This window comes from Streptomyces sp. NBC_00667 (genome assembly GCF_036226825.1).
Classification (GTDB): domain Bacteria; phylum Actinomycetota; class Actinomycetes; order Streptomycetales; family Streptomycetaceae; genus Streptomyces.
This window is the reverse complement of sequence record NZ_CP109022.1, coordinates 5,711,909-5,733,493: the sequence shown is the minus strand read 5'-3', so window position 1 is coordinate 5,733,493 and position 21,585 is coordinate 5,711,909. Positions and strand designations below refer to the sequence as shown.

At 72.0% G+C, this 21,585-nt stretch carries 18 protein-coding genes and 1 pseudogene; 7 read left to right on the top strand and 12 right to left on the bottom strand.

Annotated features, from left to right (window positions below; all coding sequences use genetic code 11):
- Positions 1-240: 240 nt before the first annotated feature.
- A complete protein-coding gene (idi, locus tag OHA81_RS26215) occupies positions 241-840 on the top strand; it encodes an isopentenyl-diphosphate Delta-isomerase (protein ID WP_329199803.1) in 600 nt (199 codons plus the stop codon).
- Positions 841-850: 10 nt separating this feature from the next.
- On the opposite strand, the gene OHA81_RS26210 is transcribed toward idi, so the two are convergent.
- Positions 851-1,354, bottom strand: coding sequence for an ATP-binding protein (locus tag OHA81_RS26210; protein WP_329202560.1), 504 nt, complete (start codon positions 1,352-1,354; stop codon positions 851-853).
- Between the two features lie 377 nt (positions 1,355-1,731).
- Between OHA81_RS26210 and OHA81_RS26205 the strand changes: the two genes are divergently transcribed.
- Entirely contained in the window at positions 1,732-2,481 is a 750-nt protein-coding gene (locus OHA81_RS26205) for an enoyl-CoA hydratase/isomerase family protein (RefSeq protein ID WP_329199801.1), read from the top strand.
- On the opposite strand, the gene OHA81_RS26200 is transcribed toward OHA81_RS26205, so the two are convergent.
- Both OHA81_RS26200 and OHA81_RS26195 read right to left on the bottom strand, forming a co-directional pair.
- Positions 2,456-3,094 (bottom strand): DJ-1/PfpI family protein, encoded by a 639-nt coding sequence (locus OHA81_RS26200; protein ID WP_329199799.1) that lies wholly within the window; start codon positions 3,092-3,094, stop codon positions 2,456-2,458. The genes OHA81_RS26205 and OHA81_RS26200 overlap by 26 nt on opposite strands.
- Before the next feature lie 170 nt (positions 3,095-3,264).
- Complete coding sequence (locus tag OHA81_RS26195) at positions 3,265-4,221, bottom strand: GlxA family transcriptional regulator (protein WP_329199797.1); 957 nt, start codon at positions 4,219-4,221, stop codon at positions 3,265-3,267.
- 103 nt (positions 4,222-4,324) lie between these two features.
- On the opposite strand from OHA81_RS26195, the gene OHA81_RS26190 reads away from it, so the two are divergent.
- Positions 4,325-5,962 (top strand): ABC-F family ATP-binding cassette domain-containing protein, encoded by a 1,638-nt coding sequence (locus OHA81_RS26190; protein ID WP_329199795.1) that lies wholly within the window; start codon positions 4,325-4,327, stop codon positions 5,960-5,962.
- 69 nt (positions 5,963-6,031) lie between these two features.
- Here the strand turns inward: OHA81_RS26190 and OHA81_RS26185 are convergent, their stop codons facing one another.
- The 5 genes from OHA81_RS26185 to OHA81_RS26165 form a co-directional block, all read right to left on the bottom strand.
- A complete protein-coding gene (locus OHA81_RS26185; RefSeq protein WP_329199794.1) occupies positions 6,032-6,805 on the bottom strand; it encodes an SDR family NAD(P)-dependent oxidoreductase in 774 nt (257 codons plus the stop codon).
- Between the two features lie 49 nt (positions 6,806-6,854).
- Positions 6,855-8,048, bottom strand: coding sequence for an MAB_1171c family putative transporter (locus tag OHA81_RS26180; RefSeq protein WP_329199792.1), 1,194 nt, complete (start codon positions 8,046-8,048; stop codon positions 6,855-6,857).
- Positions 8,038-8,541 carry a hypothetical protein gene (locus OHA81_RS26175; protein WP_329199790.1) on the bottom strand — a complete coding sequence of 168 codons (504 nt, stop codon included), beginning with the start codon at positions 8,539-8,541 and terminating at the stop codon, positions 8,038-8,040. The genes OHA81_RS26180 and OHA81_RS26175 overlap by 11 nt, the downstream gene beginning before the upstream one ends.
- A 247-nt stretch (positions 8,542-8,788) precedes the next feature.
- Complete coding sequence (locus OHA81_RS26170; protein WP_329202558.1) at positions 8,789-11,257, bottom strand: Tex family protein; 2,469 nt, start codon at positions 11,255-11,257, stop codon at positions 8,789-8,791.
- 95 nt (positions 11,258-11,352) lie between these two features.
- The gene (locus OHA81_RS26165; RefSeq protein WP_329199786.1) at positions 11,353-12,216 is read right to left on the bottom strand and encodes an SCO6745 family protein; all 864 of its coding nucleotides are present in this window, start codon (positions 12,214-12,216) and stop codon (positions 11,353-11,355) included.
- A 261-nt stretch (positions 12,217-12,477) separates the two neighbouring features.
- Here OHA81_RS26165 and OHA81_RS26160 point away from each other — a divergent pair, with 261 nt between their 5' ends.
- Complete coding sequence (locus OHA81_RS26160) at positions 12,478-13,980, top strand: M1 family metallopeptidase (RefSeq protein WP_329199784.1); 1,503 nt, start codon at positions 12,478-12,480, stop codon at positions 13,978-13,980.
- 36 nt (positions 13,981-14,016) lie between these two features.
- Here OHA81_RS26160 and OHA81_RS26155 read toward each other — a convergent pair whose 3' ends face one another.
- Positions 14,017-14,904, bottom strand: a complete 888-nt coding sequence (locus tag OHA81_RS26155) for an oxygenase MpaB family protein (protein ID WP_329199782.1) — start codon at positions 14,902-14,904, stop codon at positions 14,017-14,019.
- Positions 14,905-15,033: 129 nt separating this feature from the next.
- Here OHA81_RS26155 and sph point away from each other — a divergent pair, with 129 nt between their 5' ends.
- The gene (gene sph / locus OHA81_RS26150; protein WP_329199780.1) at positions 15,034-16,032 is read left to right on the top strand and encodes a sphingomyelin phosphodiesterase; all 999 of its coding nucleotides are present in this window, start codon (positions 15,034-15,036) and stop codon (positions 16,030-16,032) included.
- Between the two features lie 526 nt (positions 16,033-16,558).
- On the opposite strand, the gene OHA81_RS26145 is transcribed toward sph, so the two are convergent.
- Complete coding sequence (locus OHA81_RS26145; RefSeq protein WP_329199778.1) at positions 16,559-17,137, bottom strand: HD domain-containing protein; 579 nt, start codon at positions 17,135-17,137, stop codon at positions 16,559-16,561.
- A gap of 12 nt (positions 17,138-17,149) precedes the next feature.
- Positions 17,150-18,269: pseudogene (locus tag OHA81_RS34645) on the bottom strand (helix-turn-helix domain-containing protein).
- A 184-nt stretch (positions 18,270-18,453) separates the two neighbouring features.
- On the opposite strand from OHA81_RS34645, the gene OHA81_RS26135 reads away from it, so the two are divergent.
- Positions 18,454-18,792 (top strand): hypothetical protein, encoded by a 339-nt coding sequence (locus OHA81_RS26135; protein ID WP_329199774.1) that lies wholly within the window; start codon positions 18,454-18,456, stop codon positions 18,790-18,792.
- A 156-nt stretch (positions 18,793-18,948) separates the two neighbouring features.
- Here OHA81_RS26135 and OHA81_RS26130 read toward each other — a convergent pair whose 3' ends face one another.
- Positions 18,949-20,766 carry an AMP-dependent synthetase/ligase gene (locus OHA81_RS26130; protein WP_329199772.1) on the bottom strand — a complete coding sequence of 606 codons (1,818 nt, stop codon included), beginning with the start codon at positions 20,764-20,766 and terminating at the stop codon, positions 18,949-18,951.
- Positions 20,767-20,851: 85 nt separating this feature from the next.
- Here OHA81_RS26130 and OHA81_RS26125 point away from each other — a divergent pair, with 85 nt between their 5' ends.
- Positions 20,852-21,577 carry a MerR family transcriptional regulator gene (locus OHA81_RS26125; protein ID WP_329199770.1) on the top strand — a complete coding sequence of 242 codons (726 nt, stop codon included), beginning with the start codon at positions 20,852-20,854 and terminating at the stop codon, positions 21,575-21,577.
- Positions 21,578-21,585 lie beyond the last annotated feature (8 nt).

Sequence of the window (21,585 nt, the reverse complement as noted above, 5' to 3'; positions counted from 1 at the left end):
TGTGTTCCGCCGGCCGGTCCGCGGTGGCGGTCCGTGGTGGCGGTCCGTGTCCCGGTCCGCGGTGGCGGTCCGTAGCACTGCCTCCGGCGGGCCGGGGGTCTTCCGGGTGCCCGGCGGCCGGCCGTTGCCCCGCGCCGCCTACCACGCGTCGGGGGGCAGACATGCGCGGATCGGCGAAGTGGGGACAAGCCGCTTTTGTACGGCAGACTTGAAAGCCGAAGTCCGAAGCGAAGGATGGGTATGCCGATCACACCAGCCACCGCCGGGAACAGCGCGTCCGCCGGCACCGGGACCCGGGACCCGATCATGCTCGAACTGGTCGACGAGTCCGGCAACACCATCGGCACGGCGGAGAAGCTCTCCGCCCATCAGGCGCCCGGTCAGCTGCACCGGGCGTTCTCCGTGTTCCTCTTCGACGAGCGGGGCCGCCTGCTGCTCCAGCAGCGCGCCCTCGGAAAGTACCACTCCCCCGGCGTGTGGTCGAACACCTGTTGCGGCCACCCGTACCCCGGCGAGTCTCCGTTCGCGGCCGCCGCCCGGCGGACCCACGAGGAGCTGGGGCTGTCGCCGTCGCTGCTCGCGGAGGCGGGAACGGTGCGGTACAACCACCCGGACCCGGCGTCGGGGCTGGTGGAGCAGGAGTACAACCACCTGTTCGTGGGATTGGCCCAGGCCGCGGTGCGGCCGGACCCGGAAGAGGTCGGGGACACCGCTTTCGTCACCGCCGGCGAGCTGGCGAAGCGGCACGCGGAGGCACCGTTCTCCGCCTGGTTCATGACAGTGCTGGACGCGGCCCGGCCCGCGATCCGCGAGCTGACCGGTGAGGCTGCGGGCTGGTAGCCGTCGCGCCCTACGGACGGACGGGTGCGGCGACGGGAGCGGTGAGCGGCAGGGCCGCCCAGATCACCTTGCCGCCGGTGGAGGTGTGCTCCACGTCACACACCCCGCCGGCCTCGAGGGTGATCTCCCGGACGAGCAGCAGGCCCCGGCCCCCGGTCTGGCCGAAGTCGGCCTCCAGCGCCTTGGGGCGGTACGGGTGGTTGTCCTCGACGGCCACCCGCACCCATTCACGGCCCACCGCCACCTCGACGGCGACCTCCGGGGAGAGCAGGGCGGCGTGCCGGACCGAATTCGTCACCAGTTCGGAGACGATCAGCAGCAGGGAGTAGACCAGGTCCTGGTGGGCGGGCACCCCCTGCCGGCCGAGGAGGTCCCGGACCGCGCGGCGGGCCTGCGGAACGGATTCTTCAACCGCCGGAGCGGTGAACCTCCACACTCCCTCGTACGCGAGAGGGTCCGCCGGGGCAACCGGCTCACCACCCCTGGCCGGCGGGACACTCCCGCTGTCGTCCATCTTCACGCCCCCGTCTTCGCGCTCGATCGTCTCCACGGCTCAAGGGTGGACAACAGGCAGGTCCGGACCGCATCGCTGACCAGAAGTCAGCGTCAATCGTGCACTTTCTGACCGTTGGCGTATGACAGCGTCAGTTGTACGACCGTTCCTGACCCCTGGGCACGCCCTGCTCGGCTGTCCCGCGCACCCCGTCCACCTCGCCCGGCCGGGCGGCGACCTGGCCTTCCTTCGGCCGCGGCGCCAGGTGCTCCGGCCGGACCGGCCGGTCACGTCCCGCCGGTCGCCCCGGTCTGCGCCCATGAAGCCGGCCACCTTTCAGCGCCCCCGGACGGACACCGCGGATCACAGGTTCGGGCGACCCGGATAGCATCCGGCACATGGACGCTGCCCTCCTTCACACGGTGGCCGACGGGGTCGCCACCGTCGTCATCTCGCACCCGGCGAAGCGGAACGCCATGACGGCCGGCATGTGGCGGGCGCTGCCCGGGCTGCTGTCCGCGCTGGCGGACGACGCGTCCGTACGGGTGGTCGTGCTGACGGGGGCCGGGCCGACCTTCTGCGCGGGAGCCGACATCACCTCGCTGAGGGGCGACGACGACCCCCAGGCGCTGTCCGTGACGGCGGAAGAGGCCCTCGCCGCGTTCCCCAAGCCGACGATCGCCGCCATCCGGGGTTTCTGCGTGGGCGGCGGGAGCCAGCTGGCGGCCGCGTGCGACCTGCGCTTCGCGGAAGCAGGGGCGCAGTTCGGGGTGACCCCGGCGAAGCTGGGCATCGTCTACCCGGCTCCGTCGACGCGGCGGCTGGCCGCGCTGGTCGGCCCGTCGACCGCCAAGTACCTGCTCTACTCGGCGGAGCTGATCGAGGCGGAGCACGCCCTGCGCGCCGGGTTCCTGAACGAGCTGCTGCCCGCCGGGGAACTCGACAAGCGGGTCGGTGAGTTCGCCCGGACGCTGACGGCCCGCTCGCAGCTGACCCAGGCCGCGGCGAAGGAGTTCGCGGACGGCCGGACGGACCGGGACGCGTACTGGGCCGCCCAGGCCGCGGGAAGCGGCGATACCGCGGAGGGTGTCGCCGCGTTCCTGGAGCGCCGGGCGCCCGTCTTTACCTGGACCCCCCCAGCGGATTGACCGCGCGCAGCCGCGCGACGAGTTCGGCCGGCGCCTTCTCGGGGGACCCGGCGTCGTAGGGCGGCTGGGGGTCGTACTCGGTCATCAGTTGCACCGCTCGGGCGACGTCGTCGCCCGCGACGCGGCCGAGGAGGGTGAGGCCCATGTCGATGCCGGCCGACACCCCGGCGGCGGTCACGTACTTGCCGTCGAAGACCACGCGCTCGCCGGTGGGCTCGGCGCCGAACTCGGAAAGCCGGTCGAGGAACATCCAGTGGCCCGTGGCCCGGCGCCCGTCGAGCAGGCCGGCGGCGGCCAGCAGGAGGGAGCCGGTGCAGACCGAGGTGGTCCAGGTCGTGGTGGCGTCGACGGTCCGCAGCCAGTCGAGGACGGCGGGGTTCTGCATCTCCAGCTCGGGGTGCGGGCCGCCCGGCACGATGACGATGTCGGGCCGGGTGATCTCGTCGAGCCCCTTGTCGGCGACGAGCGCCAGCTGCCCGGAGTCCCCCCGCACGGGCCCCGGCCGCTCGGCGACGAAGACGACGTCGGCGCCGGGCAGACGCCCCAGGGTGTCGAAGGGCCCGACGGCGTCGAGCGCGGTGAAGCGGTCGTAGAGCAGTACGGCGATCTGCATGGCTCCTCCGGAGCGGTAGTGGTGTGCGGGGCCCGGCGGCCGCCGGTGGCGGCCCGGCCGGTGGCCGGCCGTCGACGCTCACGGCGGGCCGGGAGATGCGGTTCGGGGCGGACCCGGCCGGGGGGATGCGGTTCGGGGCGGCCCCGGGCCGGCGGCGATGGTCGCGGACGTCACGGGCCGAAGCGGCGGCGGTATTCGGACGGCGGCTGGCCGAGGGTGCGCAGGAAGGCGCGGCGGAGGGCCTCCGGGGTGCGGTAGCCGGATGCGCGGGCGATCTGGGCCACGCCCCCGCCGCCATCCTCCAGCAGCCGCCGCGCGTGCTCCACCCGTACCCGCTCCACGTACCGCCCCGGGGTCACCCCCGTCTCCGCCTGGAAGGCCCGCGCGAAGTGGCGCGGCGACAGCGCGGCCCGCGCCGCGAGCGCCTCCACCCCGAGGTCCTCGCCCGGGTGTTCGTTGATCCACTGCTGCACGTCCCGCAGCGGTTCCCGCCGCGCCGTCTGCGCCGCCAGCTGTGCGCTGAACTGCGCCTGGTTCCCGGGCCTGCGCAGGAACACCACCAGGTGCCGGGCGATCAGCAGCGCCACGTCCCGCCCGACGTCCTCCTCCACCAGCGCCAGCGCGAGGTCGATGCCGGCCGTCACCCCGGCCGATGTGGCCACCCGGCCGTCGCGGACGTAGATGGGATCGGGTTCGACCGTGACGGCGGGGTAGTCCCGGGCCATCCGCGCGCAGGCGTTCCAGTGCGTCGTGGCCCGGTGGCCGTCCAGCAGCCCCGCTTCCGCCAGCAGCAGTCCTCCCGTGCACACGGACACCACCCGCTCCGCGCCACCCCCGTGCGCGCGGAGCCAGTCGGTGAGCCCCGGGTCGAAGTCGCCCGTGTACCGGCCCCCGGGTACCAGCAGGGTGGTCCCCGCCCCGGGCCGCGCGCTCTCCAGGTCTCCGTCCGGGACCAGGGTCAGCCCGCTGGAGGTGCGTACGGGAGCGGCCCCGGGGGACACCGTCCTGATCCGGTACCCGGCGTGTTCCGGGAACCGGCCGACCCCGCTGAACACCTCCACCGGGCCGGTCACGTCCAGGCTCTGCACCCCGTCGTAGAGCAGTACGAGCACGTTTCGCGACGACATGCCTCCATCCTGTGACCCCGAGGGAATGGCCGCAATGCCGCACTTCCCACCTATCCGGCCACCGCTCGGGCCGTGGCGCCCGCGCGGATAGGATCGACGGACCATGACTGCAACCCTCGTCGCCAAGAACCTCACCGCCGCGCACGGTGAGCGCACGCTCTTCGCCGGCCTCGACCTCGTCGTCGCGCCCGGCGACGTCATCGGCCTCGTCGGCGTCAACGGCGCCGGGAAGTCCACCCTGCTGCGGCTACTCGCCGGGCTGGACGCCCCCGAGACCGGTGAGCTCCGGCTCTCCCCGCCCGGCGCCGCCGTGGGGCACCTGCCGCAGGAGCCCGAGCGCCGCCCCGGGGAGTCGGTCCGCGAGTTCCTCGCCCGCCGCACCGGTGTCGCGGCCGCGCAGGCGGAGCTCGACGCGGCCACCCAGGGCCTGGTCGACGGCACCCCCGGCGCCGACGACGCCTACGGGGAGGCCCTCGACCGCTGGCTGAACCTCGGCGGCGCGGACCTCGACGAGCGGGCCCAGGAGGTCGCCGACGACCTCGGTCTGTCCGTGGGCCTCGACCTGCCGATGACGGCCCTGTCCGGCGGCCAGGCGGCCCGCGCCGGTCTCGCCTCCCTCCTGCTCTCCCGCTACGACGTGTTCCTGCTCGACGAGCCGACCAACGACCTCGACCTCGACGGTCTGGAGCGGCTGGAGCAGTTCGTGAAGGGGCTGCGCGCGGGCACGGTCGTCATCAGCCACGACCGCGAGTTCCTCGCGCGCACCGTCACCAAGGTCCTCGAACTGGATCTGGCGCAGCAGCAGATCAACCTCTACGGCGGTGGCTACGAGGCCTACCTGGAGGAGCGCGAGCGGGCCCGTACGCACGCCCGCGAGGAGTACGACGAGTACGCGGACAAGCGCTCGGCACTCGAAGGCCGGGCCGCGATGCAGCGCGGCTGGATGGACAAGGGCGTCAAGAACGCCCGCCGCAAGGCCACCGACAACGACAAGATCGGCAAGAAGTTCCGCAGCGAGGCGAGCGAGAAGCAGGCCGCCAAGGCCCGCCAGACGCAGCGCGCGATCGAGCGTCTGGACGTGGTGGACGAGCCCCGCAAGGAGTGGGAGCTGCGCATGGAGATCGCGGCGGCCCCCCGATCGGGTTCGGTGGTCGCCACGCTTCGCGAAGCGGCCGTCAGCCGGGGCGACTTCCACTTCGGCCCGGCCAGCCTGCAGATCGACTGGGCGGACCGAGTCGCGATCACGGGAGCCAACGGGGCCGGCAAGTCCACCCTGCTGGCCGTGCTGCTCGGCCGTCTCGCCCCCGATTCCGGCGCGGCCACCCTCGGTTCAGGGGTGCTGGTCGGTGAAGTGGACCAGGCGCGGGGGCTGTTCCTCGGCGACGAGCCGCTGCTGGAGGCGTTCTGCGCCGCCGTGCCGGACACCGAACCCGCCGAAGTCCGCACGCTGCTGGCCAAGTTCGGCCTCAAGGCGGTCCACGTGCTGCGCCCGGCGGCCACCCTCTCGCCCGGTGAGCGCACCCGCGCGGCCCTGGCGCTGCTCCAGGGCCGCGGGGTCAACCTGCTGGTCCTGGACGAGCCCACCAACCACCTCGACCTGCCGGCGATCGAGCAGTTGGAGTCGGCGCTGGAGGCGTACGAGGGCACCTTGCTGCTGGTCACCCACGACCGCCGGATGCTCGACGCGGTGCACGTGACCCGCCGCCTGGAGGTCTCGGCCGGCAAGGTCGTCGAGCTCTAGCCGTCCCTTCCGGATCTTGCCTGACCCGCGCCGTCCGGCAAGATCCGGTAGAGACGGCCCAGCCGTCCCCTAGAGGCCGTCCGGGGCCCGCCGGGTGCGGGCCATCCGGCGCGCCACGAAGTCCCGCGGGAGGTGTCGGGCCGCGAGGACGTACGCCTGGTAGCGGCGGCTGGTGATGCTGACGGGGCGGCGCCTCGCCAGGTCCCTGAGGGCCTTGGCCACCACCGCTCCGGGCTCCAGCCACACCGCGTCGCGCAGGGCGCTGACGTCCATCCCGGCGCGCTCCTGGAACTCGGTGCGGGTGAAGCCCGGTACCACCGCGAGCACGCGCACCCCGTACGGCTCCATGTCGATCCGCAGGGATTCGCTGAACGCGGTGATCCAGGCCTTGGCGGCCCCGTAGGTCCCGGTCGGCAGGGCTCCCGCGACCGACGAGACGTTGATCACCGCGCCGCGGCGGCGCTCGCGCAGACCGGGCAGCGCCGCGTGGGTCAGCCGCAGCGGGACCTTGACCAGCAGGTCGAGCATCCGCTCCTCGTCTTCGACGGGGCTGTACGGGAAGGGGGCGGGCAGGCCGAAGCCCGCGTTGTTGACCAGCACGTCGACGGGCCGGGCCCGGTCGGCGAGCCGCTCGGCCACCTTCTCGCATGCGGCGGGGTCGAGCAGGTCCGCGGGCAGCACCTCGCAGGACGTCCCGTACGTGCGGCGGAGCTCCTCGGCGACGGCGGTGAGCCGGTCCTCGTCCCGGGCGACGAGGACGAGGTCGCAGCCCTTGGCGGCGAGGCCCCGCGCGAAGGCCGCGCCGAGGCCGGAACTGGCGCCGGTGATCAGGGCGGTGGTCACGTGCGTGTCACTCCTACGGTGTGGGGTCCCGGGTTCCGCCGGCGCGGCTTCACGCCGGCTGCGGCGTGAAGGACGTGGTCGCGGGCGACGCGTACGCCTGCGCGACGTGCACCAGGAAGCGGGCCTCCTCGTCCAGGTCGCCGCCTTCCGCGGAGGTCTGGACGGCGGCGGGCAGCTCCAGGGCCGAGGCCTCCCCCGACTGCTGTCCGGGCAGCCCGGCCAGCTTCGCCTGCCGGGCCTCCTTGAGCAGGCAGGCCAGCGCGGCCGCGGACCTCCGCTGCTCGGGCACCCCGCTGCCGGCGACGTGGCTGCGCGCGAGCTCCGCGAGGCCCGGGGCCACGTACTCCCCCAGGATCAAGATCGCGTCACGCGTCTCGATGACCTTGCGGTAGACCAGCAGGTTGCGCGGCAGTGGCGGCCAGATCAGCTCGGCGACCCGTCCCGCCCGCGGCTTCGACAGGACGACGTGCGGTACGGCCTGCACCAGGTCCCGCCACAGCGGCCACAGCCGCCACGCGGTGGCGATGTCGGCCGTCGTGCGGCGCAGCGTGAAGAGGGTCGGGACGACGATGGCGGCGGCCCGAAGCAGTCCGTGCAGGTTCATCATCAGGGGCAGGGCGGGCATGGCCCAGGTGCTGCCGAACAAAGCCTTGAGCAGGTACACGAACCAGAACACCCAGGCGAGGGCCGTGCCGAGGCCGAACAGCCGCAGCCCGAAGGCCAGTCCGCGGCTTTCGGTGCGGCGGCTGTAGCGGGCGCACACGTACACGCAGGTGGTGTTGGCGACGAGGTGCGCCGAGATCAGCACCAGCCAGTAGGCGAGCGAGGGGACCGGGTCCCCGACGGGCGGGATGGTGTGCGTCCCGTGTCCGGGCGCGAGGAAGTCGAGCGCGATCAGCGTGCCCAGCCAGATCACCGTGCCGGTCCAGGAGGCCAGTTGAAGGCTGCGGCCCCGGGTGGCGGCGGCCACGAAGTAGACCACGGCGCCGGCCGACAGGACGCCGATGAGGTTGCGGACCAATCCGATCGCGTGCGCGTAGTCGGCGTCCCGGCTCGTGGCGTAGGCGACGACGTCGGGCAGGTTCAGGGTCATCGCGGCCGCGGCGGTCGCGACGGCGAGCCACAGACCGCGCTGTTGCGGGGAGCGCAGGGCGCCCGGTGCGCGCAGCAGGACGGCGATCCACAGGACCACCACGCTGGGAACGGCGAGCCAGTCGCCGAAGGCCGTCAGGTCAGCTGCCATCGCGCACGCCCCGTCCGTACCCCATGGCGGACTCCAGGCGGGCGAGGGCGCCGCGGGGCGCGGTCCGCGACGGGGGGCCGTTGCCGGCGGTCCGCGTGCGGATCATGCTCGCGAGCATCTCCGCCTCCTGCTCCTGGCGGGTGGTGTAGTTGGTGCGCCCGAGGACCACGGGGGCCTCGCCGTCGGTCTCCTCGCCCTCCAGCGAGTGGTGGCCGAACAGGATGTGGCCGATCTCGTGGAGCACGATGTGCTCGCGGTGCAGCGGAGTGGTCTGGGCCTCGTAGAAGACGTAGTCCACGCCGGCCGTGCCGACCCACAGCCCGCAGACTCCGGATTCGGCGGCTTCCTTGGGCAGCGGGTGCAGCCGGATGGGGCGTCCGCGCTGTTCGGCGATGTCCGTGCAGAGGTTCTCGAGCGAGAACGGGCGGCTCAGGTCCAGATGGCCGAGAATCGTCTCGCACCGTTTCCGCAGGTTGAGATTCCGATAGGGCATGTGTTCCCTCTTCGGACCCTTTCTCGGGCAGCGTCGATAGGCGGCGTGCGTGGGCATGGGCGTTACATCCTGTGCCTTGAGGCGGCCCCGGGAGTGCGGTCCCTGAGGGGAATGCGGAAGCCCGTCCGCGTCAGGACGAACGGGCGTTCCACCCATGCCTACAGATCATGTACGGGAGTTGGCAAGACGGTGAGCCCAGGTGGGGAACCTATTCGGCCAACCCGTACGTGTTCGCGCGCGGGGGCCGCTACCGCTTGCGGCGCTCCTCCTTGCCGGTGAGGCCGGCCCGGCGCAGGGCGTCGGCCATCGCGCTGTTGGCGGGGGCCGGCGCGTTGCCGCCGCCCTGGCCGCCGCTGCGGTTCTGCGCCCCGGCCCGGCCCTGCCCGCCCTGGGCGCCCTGACCACGCTGACCGCCTTGCCCGCCCTGGCCGCGCGCGCCACCCTGGCCGCCCTGGCCACGCTGCTGCGGCGGGCGGCCGCCGCCGCGCCGCTCCTCGCGCTGCCTCGGGGCGCCCGGCGCGCGCTCGCCCGTCGCCTCGTCGTCGATCCGCAGGGTCAGGGAGATCCGCTTGCGCGGGATGTCCACCTCCAGGACCTTCACGCGCACGATGTCGCCGGGCTTGACCACGTCCCGCGGGTCCTTGACGAAGGTCTTCGACAGGGCCGAGACGTGCGCGAGGCCGTCCTGGTGGACGCCGATGTCGATGAAGGCGCCGAAGGCCGCCACATTGGTGACCACGCCTTCGAGGATCATGCCGGGGGCGAGGTCGCCGATCTTCTCCACGCCCTCCTTGAAGGTGGCCGTCTTGAAGGCGGGGCGCGGGTCGCGGCCCGGCTTCTCCAGCTCGCGCAGGATGTCGGTGACCGTCGGCAGGCCGAAGGCCTCCGTGACGAACTGTTCCGGCCGCAGCGAGCGCAGCACGCCGCCGTTGCCGATCAGGGCCGCCACCTCGCTGCCGACGGTCTTCGCCATGCCCCGCACCACCGGGTAGGCCTCGGGGTGCACGCTGGAGGCGTCCAGCGGGTCGTCACCGCCGCGGATGCGCAGGAAGCCGGCGCACTGCTCGTACGCCTTGGGGCCGAGCCGGGCGACGTCCTTGAGCCCCTTGCGGCTGCGGAAGGGGCCGTTGGCGTCGCGGTGGGCCACGATGTTCTCGGCGAGCCCGCCGCTGATGCCCGACACCCGCGAAAGCAGCGGTGCGGAAGCGGTGTTGACGTCGACGCCGACGCCGTTCACGCAGTCCTCGACGACCGCGTCCAGCGAGCGGGAGAGCTTCACCTCGGACAGGTCGTGCTGGTACTGGCCGACCCCGATGGACTTGGGGTCGATCTTCACCAGTTCGGCGAGCGGGTCCTGGAGGCGGCGGGCGATGGAGACGGCGCCGCGCAACGAGACGTCCATGCCCGGCAGTTCCTGCGACGCGAAGGCGGAGGCCGAGTACACGGAGGCGCCCGCCTCCGAGACCATCACCTTGGTCAGTCCGAGCTCCGGATGGCGGGAGATGAGGTCACCGGCGAGCTTGTCCGTCTCGCGGGAGGCGGTGCCGTTGCCGATCGCGACGAGTTCGACCGCGTGTTCCGCCGCCAGCCGGGCCAGCTTGGCCAGGGACTCGTCCCACTTGTTGGCGGGCACGTGCGGGTAGATCACATCGGTGGCCACGACCTTGCCCGTGGCGTCGACCACGGCGACCTTGACTCCGGTGCGGAAGCCCGGGTCCAGGCCGAGGGTGGCGCGGGTGCCGGCCGGGGCGGCGAGGAGCAGGTCGCGGAGGTTGGCCGCGAAGACGCGGACGGCCTCGTCCTCGGCGGCGGCGCGCAGCCGGGTCCGCAGGTCGATCCCGAGGTGCACCTGGATCTTCGTGCGCCAGGCCCAGCGGACGGTGTCGGCGAGCCACTTGTCGCCGGGCCGGCTGTGCTCCGAGGGGGCCGCAACCCCGAAGCGGCGGGCGATCATGCCCTCGTAGGTGGACGGGCCGGGCGTCTCGCCCGGCTCTTCCGGCTCCAGGTCGAGGACGAGCACGTCCTCCTTCTCGCCGCGGAGCATGGCGAGGACGCGGTGCGAGGGCAGCGCGGTGAAGGGCTCGGCGAAGTCGAAGTAGTCGGCGAACTTGGCGCCCGCCTCCTCCTTGCCCTCGCGCACCTTGGAGACGAGCCGGCCGCGGGTCCACATCCGCTCGCGCAACTCGCCGATCAGGTCGGCGTCCTCGGCGAACTTCTCGGTGAGGATGGCGCGGGCACCCTCCAGGGCGGCCGCCGCGTCGGTGACGCCCTTGTCGGGGTCCACGAACGCGGCCGCGGCGGTGGACGGGTCCGTCGAGGGGTCGGCGAGCAGGCCCTCGGCGAGCGCTTCGAGGCCCGCCTCCCGGGCGATCTGCGCCTTGGTGCGCCGCTTGGGCTTGAACGGCAGGTAGATGTCCTCCAGCCGGGCCTTGGTGTCGGCCGCCAGGATCCGGGCCTCCAGCTCCGCGTCGAGCTTGCCCTGTTCGCGCACGGAGTCGAGGATCGCCGCCCGCCGGTCCTCCAGCTCGCGCAGGTAGCGCAGCCGCTCCTCCAGGGAGCGCAGCTGGGCGTCGTCGAGCATCTCGGTCGCTTCCTTGCGGTAGCGAGCGATGAACGGCACGGTGGAGCCGCCGTCGAGCAGCTCGACGGCGGCCTTCACCTGCCGCTCCCGTACGCCGAGCTCCTCGGCGATCCTGCCTTCGATGGACATCGTCACGGTGCGGTCCTGCCTGCCTTCGTACGTGTGCATGGGATGCGTGGAAGGCTGCCAATTGTGGCAGGTGGCGGTGACGGACGCCCGAAAGACCCGGCTCAGGCCCTGCCGAAGAGGTCCTTCGGGAAGGCTCCGGCGCCGATGGCCTTCGCGACGAGCGCGCCGCCGAGTTCGGCGAGGCGGGCCAGGCCGTCCGCGCCGAGGTGCTCGTAGGGAGCGGCGTCGAGGCGGTCGGTGTCCGCCTCCAGCTGCTCGCGTACGGCGGCGCCTTCCTCGGTGAGGTCGCCGGCCGCGTCCAGGATGCCCCGCTCGCGCAGCCGGTCGGTGGCGGCGTCGAGGTCGGACTGCTCCCAGCCGCGGATCGACTTGATCCACTCGGGGGTCATGCCGCGGCCGGTGGCGGTGTGGCTGAGCAGGGCCTCCAGCGGGTCGAGTTCCGCGAGGAGGAGGGCGGCGAGGTGACCGTCGCCGCGGTGCTCGCGTAGCAGGGTGGTGGCGTGCCACAGCCGCAGGTGCGGCTCCTCGGGCACGGGCAGGTCCGCGTGGGCGGCGTAGAGGGTGCGGCCGTGGCGGGTGCAGGCCTCGGTGGCCCGCATGGCGAGGCCGGCGGCTTCGGCGACCTCGGGCGAGGCGATCGTCTCGTCGCCGAGGAGGCGGCGCAGCGTGCTGTCGGCGGCGCGCAGCCGGGCGGCGAGCGCCTGCTCGGGCGAGGCGGTCTCCCAGACCGCGGGCAGGTGCCGGGCTATCAGGTCGTGGCGGTAGTTGTAGAACGTGGCGGTCACCACCCCGGCGCCGACGGCCCCCATGGCGGCGGAGCGGGAGGCGAGGTTCACGGCGGCGCGGTCCGTGACGCCGAGGGCGGCGAACTCCTTGCCGAGGTCGGGCGAGAAGTAGATGGTGGCGTGCAGCGGGTTGATCGCTGCGTGCCAGCAGTGGCGGGCGGCGCGCGGGGGAAGAGTCATGCGGAGCAGATTACCGACTGCTTAGTATGCGGACCAGACACGATCCCGCCCCCTCCCGCGGGAACCCGCCGTTTCCGGCCGATCTTCGCCCACCCGAGGGCGCGACCGCGGCTGTTCGCGGCGCTGCGCCCCGGCCCGTGACGGCCGAATGGCGATCATGTGACAGAAGGCGCCATGGACATGACGCAGGCGTCGCGCGTGAATACGGTCGGAACACGCATCCGCGAACGGAACTGTCTCCCCTACCCCTTGGAGCTATTCGTGCACCGCAAAGTCATCGCCCCGAGCGTGCTCGCCGCTTCCCTGCTGCTGGTGATCCCGGCGTCGGCGGCCGGTTCCGTCCCGGGCGCCCCGGGCGTGGGCGACTCCTATTACCCGGCCAGCGGCAACGGCGGATATGACGTCTCCCACTACGACCTGCGCCTCAAGTACGACCCGAAGACGGACCTCCTGGAGGGCACCGCCACCCTCCTGGCCACCGTCACGCAGGATCTGTCCCGCTTCGACCTGGACTTCGGACTCAAGGTCAGCGAGATCCGGGTGAACGGCGCGAAGGCGAAGTTCGCGACCTCCGGCGCCCACGAGCTGGAAGTGACCCCGGCGCAGGCGCTGGAGAAGGGCAAGCAGGCCTCGGTCGTCGTCAAGTACGCGGGCAAGCCCTCGGAGTTCAAGATCGACGGCTGGTCGGCCTGGCAGCGCACCCCGGACGGCGGGGTCGCGGCCCAGGAGCCCGATTCGGCCGTCTGGTGGTTCCCGAGCAACGACCACCCGCTCGACAAGGCCACCTTCGACATCTCGGTCAGCGTCCCCGACGGCACCCAGGCGATCAGCAACGGCGTGCTCCAGTCGCAGACTTCGAAGCTCGGCTGGACCCGCTACAACTGGCGCTCGAACAAGCCGCAGGCCACGTACCTCGCCACCCTCGCCGTCGGCAAGTTCGACATCACCACCGGCAAGACCGCGAACGGGCTGCCCATCCTCAACGCGTACAGCAAGGACCTGGGCGACAACGCGGGCGCGGCGCGCGCGAGCGTGGAGCGGACCGGCGAGGTCGCGGAGTGGCTGGAGGGCGTCTTCGGCCCCTACCCCTTCAACGCCCTGGGCGGGTACGTGCCGAACGTGCCGTCCGGCTTCGCCCTGGAGACCCAGAGCCGGCCGTTCTACAGCCCGCGCCAGTTCGCCAACGGCGCGAACGTGTCGGTGGTCGTCCACGAGCTGGCCCACCAGTGGTACGGCGACAGCGTGTCCGTCGACAACTGGAAGGACATCTGGATCAACGAGGGGTTCGCCCGCTACAGCCAGTGGCTGTGGTCGGAGAAGGAGGGCGAGGGCACGGCGCAGGAGCTCGCCGAATGGACGTACCGGAACTACCCGACGGACGACCCGTTCTGGCAGGTCAAGCCGGGCGACCCGGGCGCGGACAACCAGTTCCACGGCGCCGTGTACGACCGGGGCGCCATCGCCCTCCAGGCCCTGCGCAACGAGATCGGCGACGAGAAGTTCTTCACGATCCTCAAGGGCTGGCCGACCGAGCACGCCTACGGCAACGCCAAGGTCGGGGACTTCGTGCGGTACGCGGAGAAGGTCTCCGGCAAGCCGCTGGCCCAGCTCTTCGACACCTGGCTCTACACCCCGGGCAAGCCCGCCTTCGCCCCGCCGGCCGGATCGCCGGCCGCCCGGTCCTCGAAGGCCCCCGCCGCCGAGCCGGTGGAGCCGAAGTCCTGGAAGAAGATCGCAGCGACGAACTCGGTCCACGAGCACTGACGGCGCCCCCGCCGGCGCCCCGCGCGCCGTCGCCCCTCAGCGGGCGGCGGCGCGTTCGCGTGCCCGCGCCGCGCGGGCGACGGGCAGGTAGCGCAACCGCTCGGGCAGCAGCGGTACGAGGACCCGTACGACCGCGCTGAACCGCCGGAGCCTGCGCTCCTGCGCGGGGGTCCACTCCAGCCCGATGGCGGCCCGTGCGTCGGGCGGCATGTAGCCGACGGTGACGAAGGCCCGCAGCCGCAGGAACGCGGCCCGCAGCACCGGCCAGGTGAGCCGCAGCAGCAGCCGTACCGGCAGCGGGCCGCCCTCGGGCCGGGGCAGGGGCACGTCGGTGGCGACGAGCTCACGGGCGACCGGGGTGGGCTCGATCTCCTCGGCCAGCATCCGGCGGTAGTAGACCCAGTACTCCTCGATGGTCTGCGGCATGTCCCGGTCGTGGATGCCCAGGATCCGGCCCACCTGCAGCCACTCCCGGTACAGCTGCCGCTCCTGGGCCGGGGTGAAGCGGCGCAGCAGGTACCGGCCGGCGTACAGGTAGACCGGGAAGCCCGTGGCGTGGACCCAGGAGTAGCAGGCGGGGTCGAGGGAGTGGTAGCGGCGCCCGCGGGTGTCGGTGCCCTGGATCCCCTTGTGCAGGCGGCGCACCCGGCGCCCCTCCTCGGCGGCCCGCTCGCCCCCGTACACCCACAGCTGGACGGAGCGCAGCGAGCGCTCGCCGCGCCCCCAGGGGTCGGTCCGGAAGACGGAGTGCTCGTCGACGCCGGCGCCGATCGCGGGGTGGGCGACCTGCATGGTGAAGGCCGCGGGGAGCATCAGCAGCGCACGGACGTCCCCGGCGATGGTCCACAGCACACCGCCGGCCGGGGGCGGCCCGGGGTCGCGGTGGTGGGTGGGTGTCCGAGTGGCGGACTCCGTGTCGCTCATGGTTCAAGTATGCGAGTTCCATACGGTCGCGCTGCGGACAGAAAGTCTCTGCACAGGTGTTACCCAGAGGTAACCGCGGCTGCTTGGATGACGGCGTCGATCTTCCCCCGCAGGAATGACGGAGCCCCCATGACGCACACCCTGAACCGCCACGGTCGCGCCGCCGCCACCGCCGTCGCGGCGGTCGCCGCCGGCGCGCTGGCCCTCACCACCGCCCCGGCCGCCACGGCCGCCACGGCCGCGGAGAGCTCCCCCGCCCCGCGCCTGAGCGTCCTGACGTACAACACGTTCCTGATGTCCACGAGCCTCTACCCCAACTGGGGCCAGGCGCACCGGGCCGCGGAGATCCCCAGGGCGTCCTTCTTCCAGGGGCACGACGTGGTGGTGCTCCAGGAGGCCTTCGACAACACCGCCTCGGACGCGCTGAAGTCCGGCGCCTCGGGGCAGTACCCGTACCAGACGCCGGTCGTCGGCCGCTCCAAGAGCGGTTGGGACGCCACCGGCGGCTCGTACTCCTCCACCACCCCGGAGGACGGCGGGGTCACGATCCTCAGCAAGTGGCCGATCGTGCGCAAGGAGCAGGTCGTCTACAAGGACGCCTGCGGCTCGGACTGGTGGTCCAACAAGGGCTTCGCCTACGTCGTCCTCGACGTGAACGGCACCAGGGTGCACGTGGTCGGCACCCACACCCAGTCCACCGACTCGGGCTGCGGCACCGGTGAGGCGGCGGACATCCGCGGCCGCCAGTTCCGCGCGATAGACGCCTTCCTGGACGCCAAGAACATCCCGGCGGGCGAAGAGGTCATCGTCACGGGCGACATGAACGTCGACTCGCACAGCGCCGAATACCCCTCGATGCTGGCCAACGCCGACCTGGCCCCCGCCGACTCCCGCACCGGGCACCCGTACTCCTTCGACACGGCGCTCAACTCCGTCGCCCGGTACCGCTACCCGACCGACCCGCGCGAGGACCTCGACTACGTCCTGTACCGCAAGGGCAACGCCCGCCCGGCGGGCTGGGAGAACACGGTGGTGAAGCAGGAGTCCGCGCCCTGGACGGTCTCCAGTTGGGGCACCTCCTACACGTACACCGACCTCTCCGACCACTACCCGGTGATCGGGCGCTGACCGGGTAGCACGCAACAACAGTCCGGGTGTGGGATCTTCGGCGGCCGTCTCCGCCGGAGGACCCACGTCGGTCGCAGATGGCCGGTGATCCCGGCAGCTAGTTGTCCCTCTTCCACGGCCTGTCGCCAGGCTGCAGCAGCGTCTCCGGCGGCCGGCCGCTTGCCCGCCTCTGTCCAGCCGTGGACGCGCCGACGAAGAGGATCATCAGAGCGCCCAGCGCTGACAGCGGCCAGGCGACCAACCAACCGGTGATCAGTAGCAATAGGCCAACAGCCAGCAAGCCACGCGTCCAGTCGGGCCCTTGCTCAGCCACCTCGGCTCCCTCCGTCGAGAGCGGACACGGTACGCCCCCGCTGCCTGGTGGGTACGCCTTTCGTGCGTTACATGGCAAGTTCCTTCGTCTTCGGCGCGACATGCGGGCCGGGATCCTGCTTCGGCACCGTCCACCGTAGGCGGGACTGCAGAACCAGGACGTGCCCCCTTTCGCCCTTCGGGCCGCGAGGGGGCGATTTCGATGTCCCGGCGGTCAGGCCTTCTCTCCGATCGCGGCCCGCAACCAGTCGAGCGTCCCCTGGCCGAGCAGCTCGTCCGCCAGTCGCTGCCCGGTTTCTGTTGTCAGCCGGGCCCTGCTGTTGTCGATCCATCGCTGCGCGTTCTCGTAACCCTGGGCCTTGTACTCGATTCCCTGGAGCATGCATTCCAGCTTGTCAGCGTCGCGCGCGCAGATGGCCTCCGGTGAGTCATTCGCCTCGTATTCCGCCACCAGGTCACGGATCGCGGCCGCGAGGACCTCGGGCATGCCGGCAATCTGGTCCGCCGTCACCGCTGCCGGGTCGGCACTGGTGGCGTACTTCTTGCCGAGGTGGTTCATGTCCCCGGTGCGGCTTTCCTGGGTGTCGTGCCATACGGCGAGGAACGCTGCTCGTGCGGGGTCGGCACCTTCCAGCTTCGCGATGATCGACGCGATGAGCGAGGTACGCCAGGAGTGCTCCGCGACGCTCTCCGGCTGGGTGATGCCGGCCATCCACCAGCCCGTGCGGCGCGCGTTCTTGAGCGTGCCCGCTTCGTAGAAGAAGCGCGCTACCGCGGACAAGTCGTCAGCCACTGTGTCTCTCCTTCACGCCTCGGCGAGGCGGATCGCGTACCGGATGCCCTCCAGCTCTCGGCGCGCAAGCGTCGAGGCCGTGGTGCCATCCAACAGCAGAGGCAGTTGTAGCCGCAGCGCCCGCCCGGCCGTCGAGCCGGTGTGGAGGAGGCCGGGGCGCGCCGCGAGCAGTGCCCACAACGTGTGCACGGTGAGATCGAAGAAGCCATGTTCCGGGCCAAGCCCCCTGACGAGGTGCTGGAACAACCGGTGGCCGTGCCAGGTCATCGCACCGGTCACGGCGATGAAGTCGTCCGACAGCTCGGGGCGCGACGATTCCCCGATCCAGTAAGCCCAGTAGCTCAGGTTGGCTGCCTCTCCCGCCTCGTCGTCTTGCAAGGTCGTGGCGATGAAGTGCTGCATGCGATCCCGATCACCCTGTCTCGCAGCCACGGTGGCGACGGAGCGGGACGTCAGCCACTGGGTAAGCCAGTCAGACGGCCACTCGGTCCTACGCTGCTGGGCCAGCCAGTCCACTGTGTCCGGAGCATCGTCGTATCCGGCCAGGTAGAGGGCCTGCCTACGTAGAAGGAACTGTCCTCCAGTTCGGGCCTCCTCTGCCATGCGCCGCATGTGGCCGAAGAACCTGCGGCGCTCTTCCCCGGAGAGAAGCGGGGCGGCCGGCTGCCGGGCCACGACGAAGGTGTGTGGGGGGTGGGAGGCTACGCATGGGTTCTGGCGTCACTCCGGTCAAAGGCCATGTAAGCACCTCAACGAGATCACGCTGCATGACCCAGGACCCCAAGGGGCTCTCGTGTGGGGATACCTCGTCGTCCAGCGCGCCGGCGAGTAGGACGTCGGCTTCCAGGGCCCTGTCCAGAGCCACGAGCAGGGTGGGGCTGGCACCCATCCGCATCAGCCGGTGCCTGTGTACCAGCACCTGGCCGACAGCTAGTGCAGTCAGCGGGCGGCGCCCGGTTTCCCACCCGGCGACGGTATCGACCGAGACGGCGAACCGCTCCGCGAGGCTTTCCTGTGTGTGGCCAAGCTGCTCACGGCTGACCCGGAAGACGTGGCCGGAGACCAGGCCGCCCCTACTTCGTCGCCGGCCGCCCTGACCAGTGGTCAGGGTGGAAGTGGAGTCGGTGCCCATGACGCTCCCTCCGCATAGGCGTCCCGCCAAATAACCGGGACCCATGGTCACTTCAAGCGGATGTCCCCGAAATCTAGGCTCATATCCGTGGTCACCGAGCTGCTCAGCGTAGCGGCTGGACGGGGCTGAGCGCCGCCACCGGGGACCCGGCCGATACCCATTGAAGACGGTAGGGAGCATCGTTGTGGAGTCTCTGAGCGAGTCCGAGAGGAAACAGATCACAGAGGTCATCGACCGGGCCCGCGTGCCGTACCACACGCGCCCGTCGGCCGAGGATGTCGCTCGCCTCGTGGATGACCTCATCACCTGTGGGCAGCGGCTACACGAACGCGTTGCCACGATCGCCATGTCCCAGCGCTCGCCCCGGGCTGCGGGTGCTCTGGCCGACTGGGAGTACTTCGTGACGGCAGGCCCTCTGGACCCGGGGGACTGTGCGAACTGGAACTACGCCCGAGGCCTGGGCCGCATCGTGTGCTCCCTGGAGAAGGCCATCAGGGAGTACCAGCCGAGCACCGCGCCGTGACCGAACATGCTCGCCAGTTCCTGTACGTCGTGATCGTGCTCGGAACCCTCGCCGTGATCGTCGTCGGCACCCACTGACGGCAGCCCCCGCCGGGGTGAACCATCCGGTCCGGACGGTCGGCCTGGCAGGGGCGGCGCCGCGGGCCGCCGCGGGGCGTTACGCCCCGTACAGCCCCTCGATCAGGTCGGCGTACTTCTCCCGGACGACCCTGCGGCGCAGTTTGAGGGACGGCGTGAGTTCCCCCGACTCCGGGCCCCACTCCTCGCTCAGCAGCCGGTACCTCTTGATCTGCTCGGTGCGGTTGAGCCGGGCGTTGGCCGCCTCCACCGCGCGGGCGACCTCCTGGAGCACCTCCGGGTGGCCGGCGAGCTCGGCGGGCGAGGCGGCCGTGATGCCGCGGGCCGCCGCCCAGGCCGGGGCCATCTCCGGGTCCAGGACGAGCAGGGCCACGAGGTAGGAGCGGCCGTCGCCGTGGACGAGGGCCTGGCCGATCAGCGGGTGCTCCTTGACGGTGTTCTCCACCAGGGCGGGCGAGACGTTCTTGCCGTTCGAGGTGATGATCAGTTCCTTCTTGCGGTCGGTCAGCCACAGGAAGCCGTCGTCGTCCATCCGGCCGACGTCCCCGGTGGGGAACCAGCCGTCCGCGTCGCTCGCCCGCTCCACCGAGCCGTCGGGGCGCAGGTAGCCGGCGAAGACGGTCTCCCCGCGGGCGAGTACCTCGCCGTCCTCCGCGATCTTGAGCTCGACGCCGTCGATCGGCCGGCCCACCGAGCCGAGCCGGAAGCCGTCCGGGCTGTTGACCGTGCACACCCCGGCCGTCTCGGTCAGCCCCCAGGCGTCCATGATCGTGATGCCCCAGCCCGCCCAGAACCGCACCACGTCGATCGGCATCGGCGCGGTGGCGCTGGCCGTCCACACCAGCCGGTCCATCCCGGCCCGGGACAGCAGCGGGTCCAGCACCCGCTCCTTGGCCCGGGCGTACGAGGCTTCGAGCGCGGCCGGCACCGGTTCGCCGCGCTCGCGGTGCCCGGCGACGGCGCGGGCCACGTCGCCCGCCGCTTCGATGGCGGCCCGCTGCTCCTCGGGGAGGGCGGCCAGGACGGCCCGTACGGCCGCCGCCAGCTTCTCCCAGACCCGGGGGACACCGAAGAACTGCACGGGGCGCAGCTCGCGGACGGCGCCGGCGACGGCGGCGGGGTCGGCTACCAGCCGGACGTGCGCGGCGCGCAGCAGGGGCAGGTAGATGCCGAGGATCCGCTCCGCGATGTGCGCGAAGGGCAGGTAGCAGATGTGCTCGGCGTGTTCGGGCAGGTCCGTGCGCCGGTCGAGACGGACCGCCTGGAGCATGATGTTGCGGTGGGTGAGCCGGACGCCCTTGGGGTCGCCGGTGGTACCGGAGGTGTACACGACGGTCAGCGGGTCCTCGGGCCGCGTCTGCTGCCAGGCCTTCTCGAAGTCCTCGGCCCATCGCGGCGGTACGCCGGCCGCGCGCAGCGAGGCGTAGGCGCGGTGCGGGCCCGCGTCCGCCTCCTCGGCGACGACCAGGGCCTCCAGGGCCACGGCGGGGTGGGCCAGCAGAGGTTCCCACCGGCCCAGTTCGCGCGCGCCCTCGACGACGGCGAACCGGGCCCTGCTGTGGCGGGCTATGTGGGCGACCTGCTCGGGCGCGGAGGTTGCGTACACGGTGACGGGGACGGCGCCGAGATGGACGAGGGCGAGGTCGGTGAGCCAGTGCTCGGGCCGGTTGCCCATCATCAGCAGGACGTGTTCGCCGCGCTCGACGCCGAGGGCCGCGTAGCCGCGGGCGAGGGCGGCGACCTCCTGGCGGGCCCCGCGCCAGGAGAGGGTCCTCCAGCCGTCTCCCTCGCGCCAGGAGAGCGCGGGGAGGTCCCCGTGTTCTGCGGCATTGCGGGCGAGCAGGGCGGGGAGGGTGAGCTCCTCGGGCGGTCCGGGCAGGGGGAGTGTCGTGGTCATGGGCAGCTCCTGGCCATTTCACATCGTTGGTGCGACAGCAATACTGTTGAACCCAAGCTGTGGAGCAGAGAGCGAGGCGCAGACGATGGCCGACCGGGCACCCGAGCCGATGCTCACCGTCGACGAGCTGGCCGCCCGGGCGGGTGTCACCGTCCGCACCGTACGGTTCTACAGCACGCGCGGGCTTTTGCCCCCTCCTGTGATCGGACCCCGTCGGGTGGGCCACTACGGCCCCGAGCACCTCTCCCGGCTCGCCCTGATCGAGGAGTTGCAGCACCAGGGCATGACCCTGTCGGCCATCCAGCGCTACCTGGACGCGCTGCCCGACGACCTGAGCGCGCACGACCTGGCGATCCACCGGGCGCTGGTGGCCGCCTGGGCCCCTGACGCGGCACTGGAGTCCTCGCGGGAGGAGCTGGAAAAGCGGGCCGGGCGGACGCTGACGGAGAGCGACCTGCGGCGGCTGACGGCGATGAACGTGCTGACACCGGCCGGCGAGGGGTTCCGGGTCGACGTGGGACTGCTGCGGCTGGGAGTCGCGCTGCTCGACGTGCCGATCGCCCACGAGACGATCCTGGCGGCGCGCACCGTCCTGCTCGACCACGCCCGGACGGCCGCGCACCAGTTGACGGCGCTGTTCCGGGACGAGGTCTGGGGACCGTTCACCGAGGGCGAGAGCGACCCGGAGCGGGTGGAGTCGATGAAGGCGCTGTCCGCGCACATGCAACCGATGGTCGTGCAGGCTCTGGTGACGGCGTTTCAGCGGTCGTTGAAGGAAGAATTGCGGGCTGCTTTCGTCTCGGAAGGGTAGGTTCGCGG